The following is a 13,698-nucleotide window of genomic DNA, read 5'->3' on the forward strand; positions in this document are numbered from 1 at the left end:
TGGCAAAGGCCAATCTTTTTTTATTATTCATTTCGAACTGGCTTTGGTGCTACACCTAAATGTTCATTTAATTTTTTCGAAATATCTTTTACATTTTTTTCATTTGGAATGTAATAATAAATACCTCCGATACGTTTATCCGTACCTTCCACTTGCATTTTTTCCATTTCCAGATTAGATCCTGCCATATTTTTCGTAATAGCAAGCATATCATCAAAAGTTAAGTTCGTTTTCATATTTTTATCAACCGCATCAAGTAAAGAGCCCATTTTGCTGATAGATTGAACAGACATCGCTTTTTTAGCAATTGCTTCAATTACAAGTTGTTGTCTTTGACCACGCATTGCATCACTGTCAATTTTACGCGTTCTTGCAAGCGCAAGTGCTTGTTCTCCATTTAAATGTTGATACCCTTTTTCTAAATGGATCATACCAGCTTGGTCTTTACTATCTTGTTCTGTGAAAGTAACTGGTACATCAATATCAATACCACCAAGTGAATCGACAATTTGTACGAATGATTCAAAGTTAAACTTCACATAATAATCAACGGGAACATTTAAAAATCTTTCCACTGTATCGCGTGTACTTTCAACACCACCAAATACGTGTGCATGTGTAATTTTATCTAATTTCTTTCTAGATGGAATATATACACGTGAATCACGCGGAATACTTACTAATTTAACTGATTTATCATCTTTATTAATTGTTGCTAATAAGAGTGCATCTGTACGAACAGCTTCTCCGTATTGACTTTTTCTCATTTCACTACCATCAACACCCATGATTAGAATTGAAATGTTATCCTTTAAAGGTTCCACTTCTTTATCACGCTTCGATGATTTATCAATTTGTGCATATGCATCACTTACTACTGCTTTTGCTTTATTATATATTAACGATCCATATCCTACTCCACCAAAAATAAGTAGGAAAAACGGAATTAAAATGAACCATTTTATTGACTTTCTTTTAGAACGTTTTTTACTGCTTCTCGTATTTTGTTCTAATTCAGAGCTCATATCCATTCGCCTCTCTTTCTCTTTTCCAATTATAATGCAAGTCTATTAACCTTCATATTGAATTTCCTTTCAATTACCTTACAATTTTGTAAGGTTACTGCGCAAATCCAATATGTACTCCATTTCACATTATACTCTCGTGCTTATTTTTGGCAAGTCTCTATTTATATAAAATTATTTTTAAATTTATATATTATAATTTTATTGGTTTGGTGTATACATAGTTTGCTTTCCATTATTAATAATGAAAGCTGATTTTGCTTTTATTTTCGTCTTTTGTATTTCTATCTCTTCATTTGAGAAATTCACAATAATTTTAATATTTTTTCCATACGAAGCTAATTGTACTAACTTATCTTCTGACAAATATGCAAAGTCCGTCATTTCTTCTTTTACTGCCTTTTCATGAACTTCATTCCAAACTTTCAGGTGCTGCGTAATTTCTTGTTTATGCTTATTCCACTCTACTTCATCTAAATGGTACAACGGAGGAACGTTATACAATAATTCGTATAGCATACGGTTTCCGACCTCATCTTTTACTTTCAAGCTTCCCCATTCCCAGTGATGCGTTGTTATTATAGAATCATTGTATACTAATTTATATAACGGTACTGAATATACAGGATTTAAATACACTTGTTTATACTCTTCTTTTAACGGTACTTGTTTTGCATATTTTTCTGGAACATTTTGATTCGGTGACCAATATCCGCCTACATAATACGGACTTGTTTTGTTTTTCCTCATATCTTCATCGTCCCATTTAATTACAGGCGTTTCAATACCATGAGCAAATGCTATCGTACTACTAGCAAAATCATTTCCGCCTTCAGAACCAACGACCATACCCTTTTCTTGCGCAATGTAGTCCATTCGTTTTAAACGTGCTTTTAAATCTTGCTCTTGTGTCGTTATATGTTTCGCTGAATAGTCATCGTAAATTTCACCTGTCGCATCACAATCAATAAACCATGAATTATATTTAGGACCATTTTGTAATATATCATTCATGCGTTCTTTTACACTAGGCAGAGATAAAGTTGGATTTAATTTTCGCCCTCTCCCTAAAAACCCCTGCACCTTTTCTCCATTTTTCTTCGTTACAGTAGCCTCTTCGTATAATGATGGGTCATTAAAGGATGCTGTGTTCCAATTTTTATCACTTTTTTCGTGAATGGAATGATATGAGTCATACGGACCAACTAAATACCCCATTTCCTTAGCTTTTGTCACGAAATTAGGTTGCATAAATCCTTGTTCCCAGTTCGGCAGACCAATCCACGCTTTTTCTATTCCTGCCTCTTTCATTTCCTTTAGTATGTCCGTTCCATCTGCATTACCCCATTTACTTACCTCTTCAACCGCATCACCAAGTAGCGACTTTAATAAATGCTTATTTAAACTATACAATTCTGTATTCGTTAAGTGACCTACACCTTTCTTTAATAGCACACTAGCTTCCTGATTAACGTTTTGAAAAATATCATCTTTATAAAATTCTTTCATAGATAACACTTCGTTTATATAACGTAAAATAACATTTTTTTGATACTTATCAATGAAATCTTGTTTACTTACTTGATCTAATACATTCAATTCCCCAGACTCCGAACTATTCTTTTGGATAAGTTCTTTTATATGGCTAAATACAGGACTATTTATTTGCTCTCTTATCTTCGGCCAATTTACATTACTGTCAGACAAACCATTTTGATTCCAAAAATAAAAATGAGCCGCACCGTAAAGCTTTTCTATCTCTTTATTTTTTCTAGCCTTTTCTTTTAATGTTTTAAATTCACCTTTTCCAGCAATATTATCCTTATACAGTTTAGCAATACTGACTGCATCATTATTTGTCACATATAATTGAAATCCATATGTTTTACTTTTATTTATACGCGGGAATTCATGTGTAAAATCAAATCCTATTTTCGGATCCGAATGAAATTTTAATTCATTATTAAACATATTGTTCGCAATATATACAATCGAATATTTAGAACCATTTAACGCGAAAAACTTCATAGAAAATGATTCAGCAAATGAATATGCATCATCCTTTAAAAACTTCTTCCAATTTTCATCATTACTCGGAATTTGCTTCCCTTCCCATAACGGAAGTGTATAATTTTCAGCTTGTACTTTCGGCCAAGTAAAGCTTTCTGCACCAGTCGATTCTACTTCAATATTTAAGTGATCTTTTTTCTTCTCTAGACTCACTTTTACTTTTTGATCTGGATATTCCCAAGATGTACGTTCCTTATCTTTTTTTACATTCGACACCTTCATTTTCGGCAAGGGCTGTGACGCCTGTTCCTTTACACCATCATGTTCTACAGTTAACGTGAAAGTCTCTGGATTGACATCATAAGTAAATTCTTTATACGTTGCTTTCTTTATTTTAGACTCTTGAACAGTATTGCTATCTTTTACATCACACCCGACTAAAGTCGAAAATGACATCGTTGTAAGAAGACATATCGCTATCATTTTTTTCATCTTCTGCACCTCCACCACCGAATATACAGGGGCTTTGTTACAGGAATGTGGCAAAAAAATAGAACTAGCATAAACTAGCTCTATTTGCGTATTAAAAATAAAGTGAAACTTTAATCAGTGGGGGTTTTGTTCATCCCCCACTGATGATTAGCCCTCACCAATCGGACGTTTACGGACAGTTAATCTCCCACCTAACTTCTTTGCTCCAACTGAATTTTGAGATGGGAGTTTTACTGTCCATTAACGCGGAATAAAGGCAAATCATTCTAAGTTGTAACACTTATTTCTTAACTAAAGAAATAAGTGTATATAATATAGCCTAAAGCTAGCACTAAAATTACTAGCGCTGTACCTTTCCAATTCATACCACCTGCCATATCAACTGGACTACCTGTTTCAGCTCTGTTTAATCCATCCTTTAAAGAACCTGTAGGATTATTTTTCAATTCACTTTGCCTTATACGTTCTCTTTTTTCTTCTGGTGACTCTTGCTTCATAGGATCACCTCCAAATGAATACACACTTTACTAAATTATACATGATTACTTTTCTTTTATATGCCAACTGAAAAGCTATTTACAACAAAAAAAGCTAGCAATGCTAGCTTTTTTATAGTTCTATACGTTCTTCTTTATTTACAGTAATTCCTGTATGATCGATTTCTAGCTCACACACTTTCATAGACGTAAATACTCTCGCTAATTGCTCAGCAATTTCTTGACGTTTCTCATAAGGCGTTAATATAAAAATAGATGGTCCTGCACCGCTAAGCGCTGTACCGTATGCACCGAATTCTTTTGCACATTTACGAATAGATGGTAATAACGGTACAAGCTCTAAACGATACGGCTCGTGAAAATGATCCCTTTCCATCATTTCGCCTACAACTCCCCATTTCTTTTGACATAAAGCAGCTACTAATACATTACTTATTGCACTAGCCTTAACAGCTTCATGAAAAGGGAATACATCTGGTAATACAGATCGACTTTCATCTGTATTTAGCTCTTCATTTGGAATAAGAGAAATGACGCCCAATTCCTTACTTTCAATTCTTACAACCGAAACATTCTTTCCATCAAGTGCTCCGATTACAGTTCCTCCTAATATAGAAGCAGCAACATTATCAGGATGACCTTCAAAATTTGTAGCAATTTGAACTTTTTGATCAGTCGTTAAGTTCAAATTACCTAGTTGATTCGCAAGCTCTATCCCAGCTACAATTGCTGATGCACTACTTCCTAGTCCTCTTGTTAATGGGATATTACTAGTAACTTCTATTATATAAGGTGATAAAGAAGGACTCACTTTACATGCCGTACTAACGATTAAATTTTTATCGTCTGTCGGAATCGACTCATCAAAAGAATGGATCACTTGCCATTTATTAGATTTCTCTTTTACTACTACATGCAAATACAATGACAAAGCTATTCCTACTGAATCGAATCCAGGTCCAACATTCGCTGTACTAGCAGGAACACGAATACTTAATGGTATCACGACATAATCACCCCTTTAATATGCTCTTTAATTTGTTCTATATTATTTGAAACACTTGCAATATCTAATGTATTAGAAGAAATTGCGATATCAGGATCTTTCAAGCCGTTTCCAGTTAAAACTGCAACAACTGTTTCTCCTTTTTTGATTTTTCCAGATTGAACATGTTTCATTACGCCAGCTAATGAAGCATTCGATCCTGGCTCAGCGAAAACCCCTTCCGATTTTGCTAATAATCTATACGCATGTAAAATTTCTTCATCTGATACCATATCTATTTCACCGTGAGACTGCTCAGCAGCCTCTACTGCATATGACCAACTTGCTGGGTTACCGATGCGTATCGCTGTTGCAATTGTTTCTGGCTCGTCAATTACATGCCCTTTTACAATAGCAGCTGCTCCTTCCGCTTCAAATCCATGAATTCTTGGCTTCTTATATCCTTTTTCTTTCTCATATTCACAGAAACCCTTCCAGTACGCTGTAATATTTCCGGCATTCCCAACAGGAATCGCTAAAACATCTGGTGCACTTTGCAATTGGTCACAAATTTCAAATGCTGCTGTTTTTTGCCCTTCAATTCGATAAGGATTTACCGAGTTAACTAATGTGATTGGCTCTTCTGCAGCAATATTTCTTACAGCCTTTAGTGCATCATCAAAATTTCCTTCTATTGAAATAATTTCAGCACCATAGGCAACTGCTTGCGCTAATTTCCCATGTGCAATTTTCCCTTCTGGGATTACGATAATACATTTCATTCCAAGACGTGCCGCGTATGCTGCGGCCGATGCTGATGTATTACCTGTTGACGCACAAATAATGGCCTCTGAACCTTCTTCTTTCGCCTTCGCAACTGCCATTACCATACCACGATCTTTAAAAGAACCTGTCGGATTCGCTCCTTCATACTTACCGTATAACTGAATTCCTAATTGTTTTGATATATTTAATAACGGGATAAGCGGTGTATTCCCTTCCATTAAGCTCACATCAGGTGTATTTTCATTTACTGGTAAATAAGAAGCATACTGTTTTAATAATCCTTTATACATATTGTTTTTCCTCCTCAATAATGTAGTAACTGTTTATTTCACTTGCGACATCTTCTATCGCTCCTAAAACTCGTTCGAATTGATATTTTGAAGTTTGATGTGTTACAACAACGACTTCTGCAAGTTCACGATTTAAAGGTAATTGAATCACTTCTTTTAAACTTACGGAATAATTAACGAAACATTCTGTTATTTTTTGCAACATCCCTGGTTCGTCTCGTAATGAAATACGCAAGAAATATTTCGAAACGACTTCTTCATCTCCCTGTAATTCGTACGGCTCTGGTTCTTTTAACGCACTTTTATTTTTCTGAACTTGATTCATATTTTTAACGATTGAAATAATATCACTTACTACAGCAGAACCAGTCGGTAACTTCCCAGCTCCAGGTCCGTAAAACATTACTTCCCCTACTGCTTGACCGTGAACATATACTGCATTAAATTCATTATTTACATTCGATAATGGATGATGACTAGGTAAAAGAGTCGGTTCTACACTTAAATGAATGGCTGATCCTTGTTTCTCTGCTTTACCAATTAATTTCATTGTAAACCCTAACTTTTCAGCCATTTGTAAATCTTCTTTTTCGACCTTTCGAATCCCTCTTACTTGTACATCATCTAAAGAAACATTCATCGAAAAACCTAAGTTTGCAAGAATCGCTACCTTTCTCGCCGCATCTAGCCCATCTACATCCGCTGTCGGATCTGATTCTGCAAAACCTAATTTTTGTGCTTCCTGTAAAGCTTCTTCATACGACCATCCATTTTGACTCATCTTTGTTAACATGTAATTTGTTGTACCATTTACAATTCCCATTATTTTTTCAATTTGATCTGATGCTAATCCGTCTGTTAACCCTCTTAACACCGGAATACCGCCCGCTACACTTGCCTCATAACATAAATCACAATCATTATCGTTCGCCAGCTGGAGAAGCTCTGCACCGTATACAGCCATTAAATCTTTATTTGCTGTCACGACATGTTTCTTATTTCGTAAAGCTTTAACAATATGCTGCTTCGCTTCTTCAATTCCGCCCATTACCTCTACTACAATATCAATATTTGAATCATTTAGAACTTCATCGACATGACTTGTTACTACGATTCCATCAATACAAACATCACGTTCTTTTTCTAAATCACGTACAGCAACTGTCTTCACTTTCACTTCATACCCTGTATCAAGCGCAATTTTTTTACAATGTTCTTTCAAAATATGGACAACACCACTTCCGACCGTACCTAATCCTAACACCCCTACATTAACAACATTATTCATCTTCTAATCTCCTCCTACAATTTTATTTTTTATCTTTATCAATCACCTTACTCTGCTTTTCAATCATGCAGGTGGTGGTTATTTCCGTACGTACAAATCGTTTCATGTTACAGCACCTCCTTTCAAAGTAATAAAAAAACACACTCATCCCTAGGAAAGGGACGAATGTGTTTTCGTGGTTCCACCCTTGTTCCAATCTAGACATATTTCTCTCTAGATTGCTCAAGTTCAGATAACGGTTGATTCCGTCAATAATTACTAGATTACTCGTTCACTATTGAAGTTCAAAGGTGGTAAAATCATTTCTCGTGTTAGGAAGCTCACACCCTTGACTTCCCTCTCTGTAAACCGTAAAAATGATTTCATGTCCTTATCGTTACTTTTCGTTCATGTTTATTTGTTAACTCATTATACTCGCATAAAAAACAAAATCAATACTATTTTTTAATTATTTTTAATTTTCAATCTCTAAAACTATAAAAAAACACACTCATCCCTAGGAAAGGGACGAATGTGTTTTCGTGGTTCCACCCTTGTTCCAATCTAGACGTATTTCTCTCTAGATTGCTCAAGTTCAGATAACGGCTGATTCCGTCAATAATTACTAGATTACTCGTTCACTATTGAAGTTCAAAGGTGGTAAAATCATTTCTCGTGTTAGGAAGCTCACACCCTTGACTTCCCTCTCTGCAAACCGTAAAAATGATTCCGTGTCCTTATCGTTACTTTTTCGTTCATGTCTATTTGTTAACTTATTATAGTTATCAACTTTTTAAAAAGCAAGCCTATTTTTACTAACAATTTTCAAAATCATTTTTTATTATATTTCACAATAACATTTTACAATTACCACTCGATTTACCTATTTTGTAGTTTCTCCTTCTTATAAATCGACGGTTTATATATAAATATCCCATTCTAAATTATGTACATATTCACCTTACAAAACTATATAAATAAAATTTTTCAATACAATCTTTTCGTATAACTTTCTTCTAAAGAACGTGCAACATCCTCTTCTGAAGTATTCACTTTTGCATGCTCCAGCAACATTTTTGCTGCTGAAGGTAACTCTTTTTTATGTAACCAAGATTCTGGATCCCACATATTAGAACGAATAAAAGCTTTTGCACAATGAATATAACACTCTTCTATTTCAACCACAATTCCAAGTAGCGGATCGCGTCCATTTTCCTGCATTTCTTGCAAAATTTCTTCGTCGTTTGTTATATACGCTCGGCCATTTATTCGGAGTGTCTCCCCAAGTCCTGGGATAAAAAAGATTAATCCTACACGTGGATTGGAAATAATATTCAAAATGGAGTCTATACGACGATTGCCTGGCCTTTCTGGAATGATAATTTTATTATGGTTTAATACGTAAACAAATCCAGGTGCATCTCCTCTCGGTGAAGCATCACACTCTCCTAATTTATTTGCTGTAGATAATACTAGAAAAGGAGATTTGGATAGAAAATCTATACAATGGTGGTCTAGTGATGAAATAACTTTCTTTAACGCTCTCTCACTTGGTTGTCCCAATATTTTCCGTAATTCTTCCTCTGTTGAAATAATCGATTTTATTTCCGCCCTCTCTATACCCACTTATACCCTCTCCTTTTTTCTTTATTTCCCCAAAATTCATTACAAATATTGTATAATAAAATTTGCAGAAAGGGGAATTTAAATGACAGAGTGGTTAACAATATTTGATACTGAAAAAAATATACTTGGGAAGAAATTACGTGATGAAGTGCATCGTGACGGTGATTGGCACGAAACATTTCATTGTTGGTTTGTAGAAAAAGATGATGAAGATATGTTTTTATATTTCCAATTACGCTCTAAAAATAAAAAAGAAGCTCCGAACATTTGGGATATTACTTCCGCTGGACATATTATGCATGATGAAGATGTACAAAGTGGTGGTCTTCGTGAAATTGAAGAAGAATTAGGGCTTTCTTTTCAAACGACTGATTTAGCATATAAGGGCATCTTTACAATAGATTATGAAATTTCAAATCTTACAGATCGCGAGTTTTGTCATATGTATTTCCACAATGTCATTAACCCACTTCCATTCGCACCGGGTCAAGAAGTAGACGATGTGATGAAAATACATGCAACTTCTTTTCTACAGCTATTAAAAAGAGAGATTTCATCTTTTACCGCTACTTCTGTTTTGAGCAATAAACCGCTAACGATAACTTTTGATGATATGTATCCATATGATTTTGCATACTATGAATTTGTTATTGAACAAGGAAAAGACTTACTAGAAAATAATAGTCTATAAATAAACTAGGACTCCTAGCATCGTACTGCAAGGAGTCCTAGTTTTTCATTATTGTTCAAGTATTTTCAATCTACTCTCTACTTGTATAAATAAACGAATGATTAATAACAGCATAATCACCATAATCGCTATCATTGTATGTGGATATCTAAACAGTATACTAATCACACTTCCAATGAACATCATAATGAATCCGTTTTGCTTCATCACTTCTGCACTATACCTATTACCTGCATCCCATAATTCTTTATTTTTCATAGATTGTTTCGTACGATAACCATATGCCGCATTAATATCGGTCGGTGGATTTTTTTGAAGGACAATTGCCGCAAGTATAAATATAATACCTATTAAAATACTCATTCCTATGTTTATTAGTGCATACATCAATTATATCCCCTCCTAACCTACAGCTTCATTATACGACACAATCCTGTTTTTTCCAATTACGCAACACATTCACTTTCGCTCTTTCGATGTTTGGAACATGCTTGGCAGCGTTACAAAACGTGCCCCTTTCGTTTTTAACTGTGGAATCATTTTGTCCAGCGCCTCTACTGATCCTTGCAGGCGTCCACCTGGAGTTGAATGTTGAAGTATGATACTACCAGGAAATGAGTTCCCTAACACATTATTTGTAATCGTATCAGCACTTACACCTTTCCAATCAACTGTATCCACACTCCACTGTACAATCATAAAGTTTTGCTCAGTTGCCCACTTCAATTGATCTTCAAGTATTTCACCATACGGTGGACGTACAAATTTAGGAGCATAGCCGACTAAACGTTTTAATATTTCTTCCGTTTTTATAATTTGATTACGGTACTCGACCTCATTTACTTTCGCTAAATTTGGATGACTATACGTATGATTGCCAATTACATGCCCTTCATTCGCAATACGCTTTACGACATTCGGAAACTTTTCTGCATTTTCACCAAGTAAGAAAAAAGTAGCTTTTACATTATGTTGTTTTAACTTATCTAATATTTTCGGCGTAAATTCTAAATCCGGTCCATCATCAAATGTAAGTGCGACTTCCGCTTTATTGTACGGTCCTGAAAATGCGTACGCATATTTTTCGACCCATGAAAATGGTGTCCACGATCCACGTTCATCTGCTTTCATTTGTACTTCATAGCTTTGAGGGGTATATGTGTATGGCAATGTGCTTATATAATTTCCGTAATAAAATAAGTTATATGGCATATAGGTATACGGAACATCTCGTTCTAGTCCCCATTGATATGGAGCAAACATTTGTGGCGAATAAAAACAATACATAATAAAAACCTCCCTAAAATTTCATATGTGATTCCTCTGCACTTTGTTAGAGAAATTCCTATTCATAAACAAAAATAAGACTGTCCGTAATTAGGACAGTCTTACTACTTACTATTGTTAATAAATTGATGTGCTATCTTTTGGCAAAGCTTTCACATGTTTTAAATAACTCGTCACTCTGTCATCATCACCTTGCGGGTACTGATATCCATAAGCGCTAGCAATTTCATTCGCCACTTCCCTAAATAAATCACCCATGACAAAGAATGATTCCCATATGTTTTCATATTCTGCATTAGAAAATGTCTTTTTAAATTGCTCCCACATATCTCCTTCGAAATATTGCTCAAAATGCTTTCCAAACTTCCCTGCATTAACTGTAAAGTCTGTTTTCATACCAATATGCCATTCTAGCATTACGATGAACATATCTCGCACTGGACCATCAAACATTCCTTTTGCATAAGAAAGTTCCTCACGCCATAACCCTTTTGCCACATTCGTACTACACCACCAAAACTCATTACAGCAACCTAAAAACTCTTTTTCTGTAGGCTTTTTTATTAAGTAGTCTTTATCGCTTGCTGGTGGAAATTCAACAATACAATTATCTTTATCGAGAAGCAGCTTACTTAAACTATCTTGTCCAACGAACTTATTTATCAAATCAAATGGAACGAGCGTTAAATCAATTCGATTTCCATCCATAAACTGCATTAAATACGGAAATTTCCCGTCTTTGTCCGCTGGAATTAATGACATTTCTTCTGGCATTTGTACAATCATTATTTCTCCAAATCTATGAATCCAATTATGATTAGACGTAAAAGATTGTATATCATTTACAACATACATAATATCGTAGTCTTGAAAACAATCTCTCTTCACATTTGAATTTACACGTGATCCATTCATAATGACTGCTCGGATTCTTTCATCCTCTTTCGCTGTATTTATAATTAAGTCTAACATTTCTTTTTCAGTTCTCATCTATTCCTAACCTCCAATTTTTATATAAACTTATATTTCCAAGTATGTTGGAGGTCCACGAGCTAGTTGCGTTGTACACGATACATGTTATAACTTTTCAAACATCTTTTTCATTCTATTTATCTCCTTTCGTTATTCTTTTACGACTGCCATTATAAATCCATCGTACCCTTTACTTCCGACTGTTTGAAGCGCTGTAGCACTTACACGTGGCTCAGCAGCTATTAGCTCATAGAAGCGACGTATCCCTTGTACGCGAGGGTCATTACTCGTATTGTCAATCACTTCTCCTTCACGTACTACGTTATCCCCAATAATTACAGTACCAGGGCGTGATAGTTTCAGTGCCCATTCAAAATAAGCAGGGTTATTTTGTTTATCAGCGTCTATAAAGATAAAATCAAATGGTTCATACTTCTCATTTTCTATTTGTTGTAAAGAATCTAAAGCTAATCCTGTTCGCACTTCAACTCTATCATTCAAATTAGCGCGTTCAATATTGCTACGCGCAATGTCAGCATGCTTTTCTACTATCCACTTTTGATTATACCGAAAATTCTGTCTCATATGCAAAAAATAAAGAAGGGACATCTACTTCATTACAAAATAGATATCCCTTCTTTTGTTTATACATGTATCCCTTACGGATTAGTAGACCAAAGTCCTGCTGATTTAATAAATGTACGTTTATTTAATTTCAGCTGCGCTACGATAAACTCTGCAATATCTTCTGCTTGCATTACTTTATCAGGGTTTCCATCAGTTAATCCTAAATCTACAGCCATATCAGTTGCTACTGTACTTGGAGTTAAAGCTGTTACACGAATGTTATGTTTGCGAACTTCCATCGCTAACGATTCTGTTAAGCCAAGAACACCAAATTTAGAAGCACTATATGCACTTGTTACAGGTGCACCTTTTTGTCCTGCTGTAGATGAAATGTTAATGATATCACCAGATTGTTGTTCAATCATGCTTGGTAAAGCTGCACGAGTTGCATAATATACACCCATTAAGTTTACTTGAATGATTTTTTCCCAATCAGCAACGTCTAATTCTAAAAACTTACCGAACTTAGAAATACCAGCGTTATTAATTAAAATATCGATAGATCCTAAACCGTTTTTTAACGTCTCAATCGCAGTAGTCACTTCTTCGTATGAAGAAACATCAGCAGTCGCAATAACAGCTTTTACACCTTCTGCTTCTACTTCTTTCGCTACAGCTTTTAAGTTTTCTTCTGAACGAGCTAAAAGACCGACATTTACGCCCTCTTTCGCTAATGCGATCGCTACAGCGCGTCCAATGCCTCTACCGGCTCCTGTAATTAAAGCATTTTTACCTTGTAATAATTCTGCCAAGTATAACACTCCTTAATCATCTCAGTTATGTATTATATTAAAATTGTATCTATGTTTATGGAAAAAGGCAATGATGCACTTTCATGTGCGTAGGTTACTTGTAGGTAACTATAAAAAGTTTTTATTTATAACCCTCATGCTTTTTCCATAATTAATTTAAAATAGAAATAAATTCCACACAGGAGAGTGTTTATGTATGAAAAGAAAAAAAATGGTACTTGCTACTAACTGCAGTCGGACTATGTATCATATTTTTTGCTATATACTTTATCAATTTAGCCAAGAAGACTCCTTCCTCAAGGAGCGTGAAGGGTGTAGCCCAGCGAGTAGGTGGGAGATGAATTGGCTTCGAACAAGAGATGGCAGGAAGTCATCTTAATTGTTCGACATA

At 35.0% G+C, this 13,698-nt stretch carries 12 protein-coding genes, 1 pseudogene and 2 other annotated features; of the genes and pseudogenes, 1 reads left to right on the forward strand and 12 read right to left on the reverse strand.

Features of this window, described 5'->3' with window-relative positions; genetic code table 11:
* Positions 1-23 precede the first annotated feature (23 nt).
* From PDK19_RS06750 to PDK19_RS06780, 7 genes are all read right to left on the reverse strand, one after another.
* A complete protein-coding gene (locus PDK19_RS06750; protein ID WP_011040234.1) occupies positions 24-1,025 on the reverse strand; it encodes an LCP family protein in 1,002 nt (333 codons plus the stop codon).
* Between the two features lie 201 nt (positions 1,026-1,226).
* On the reverse strand, positions 1,227-3,527 hold the full coding sequence (locus PDK19_RS06755) for a glycoside hydrolase (RefSeq protein WP_270706791.1): 2,301 nt from the start codon (positions 3,525-3,527) through the stop codon (positions 1,227-1,229).
* 287 nt (positions 3,528-3,814) lie between these two features.
* Entirely contained in the window at positions 3,815-4,024 is a 210-nt protein-coding gene (locus tag PDK19_RS06760; RefSeq protein ID WP_000808278.1) for a DUF6366 family protein, read from the reverse strand.
* A 112-nt stretch (positions 4,025-4,136) separates the two neighbouring features.
* Positions 4,137-5,030 (reverse strand): homoserine kinase, encoded by an 894-nt coding sequence (thrB, locus tag PDK19_RS06765; protein WP_074567826.1) that lies wholly within the window; start codon positions 5,028-5,030, stop codon positions 4,137-4,139.
* Positions 5,027-6,085 (reverse strand): threonine synthase, encoded by a 1,059-nt coding sequence (thrC, locus tag PDK19_RS06770; protein ID WP_000276440.1) that lies wholly within the window; start codon positions 6,083-6,085, stop codon positions 5,027-5,029. Before thrC ends, thrB begins: the two co-directional genes overlap by 4 nt.
* Positions 6,078-7,373, reverse strand: coding sequence for a homoserine dehydrogenase (locus tag PDK19_RS06775; protein WP_001067136.1), 1,296 nt, complete (start codon positions 7,371-7,373; stop codon positions 6,078-6,080). The genes thrC and PDK19_RS06775 overlap by 8 nt, the downstream gene beginning before the upstream one ends.
* A gap of 154 nt (positions 7,374-7,527) precedes the next feature.
* Positions 7,528-7,759 (reverse strand) — a binding site (T-box leader).
* Positions 7,760-7,873: 114 nt separating this feature from the next.
* Positions 7,874-8,105 (reverse strand) — a binding site (T-box leader).
* A gap of 234 nt (positions 8,106-8,339) precedes the next feature.
* A complete protein-coding gene (locus PDK19_RS06780) occupies positions 8,340-8,978 on the reverse strand; it encodes a pyridoxamine 5'-phosphate oxidase family protein (protein ID WP_014893820.1) in 639 nt (212 codons plus the stop codon).
* A gap of 82 nt (positions 8,979-9,060) precedes the next feature.
* Here PDK19_RS06780 and PDK19_RS06785 point away from each other — a divergent pair, with 82 nt between their 5' ends.
* On the forward strand, positions 9,061-9,669 hold the full coding sequence (locus PDK19_RS06785; RefSeq protein ID WP_270706794.1) for an NUDIX hydrolase: 609 nt from the start codon (positions 9,061-9,063) through the stop codon (positions 9,667-9,669).
* Positions 9,670-9,717: 48 nt separating this feature from the next.
* Here the strand turns inward: PDK19_RS06785 and PDK19_RS06790 are convergent, their stop codons facing one another.
* The 5 genes and pseudogenes from PDK19_RS06790 to PDK19_RS06810 all read right to left on the reverse strand — a co-directional run bounded on the left by PDK19_RS06790 (position 9,718) and on the right by PDK19_RS06810 (position 13,307).
* Positions 9,718-10,056 carry an SdpI family protein gene (locus tag PDK19_RS06790; RefSeq protein WP_014893821.1) on the reverse strand — a complete coding sequence of 113 codons (339 nt, stop codon included), beginning with the start codon at positions 10,054-10,056 and terminating at the stop codon, positions 9,718-9,720.
* Positions 10,057-10,128: 72 nt separating this feature from the next.
* Entirely contained in the window at positions 10,129-10,956 is an 828-nt protein-coding gene (locus tag PDK19_RS06795; protein ID WP_049112601.1) for a peptidoglycan-N-acetylglucosamine deacetylase, read from the reverse strand.
* 117 nt (positions 10,957-11,073) lie between these two features.
* On the reverse strand, positions 11,074-11,946 hold the full coding sequence (locus PDK19_RS06800; protein ID WP_074615524.1) for an aminoglycoside 6-adenylyltransferase: 873 nt from the start codon (positions 11,944-11,946) through the stop codon (positions 11,074-11,076).
* Between the two features lie 132 nt (positions 11,947-12,078).
* Positions 12,079-12,474: pseudogene (locus PDK19_RS06805) on the reverse strand (O-methyltransferase); the annotation flags it as partial.
* 113 nt (positions 12,475-12,587) lie between these two features.
* Positions 12,588-13,307 carry a 3-ketoacyl-ACP reductase gene (locus PDK19_RS06810; protein ID WP_000818985.1) on the reverse strand — a complete coding sequence of 240 codons (720 nt, stop codon included), beginning with the start codon at positions 13,305-13,307 and terminating at the stop codon, positions 12,588-12,590.
* Positions 13,308-13,698: the final 391 nt, after the last annotated feature.

Origin of the sequence: Bacillus cereus group sp. BcHK124 (assembly GCF_027712065.1) — a bacterium.
In the GTDB taxonomy this organism is placed as follows: domain Bacteria; phylum Bacillota; class Bacilli; order Bacillales; family Bacillaceae_G; genus Bacillus_A; species Bacillus_A pacificus.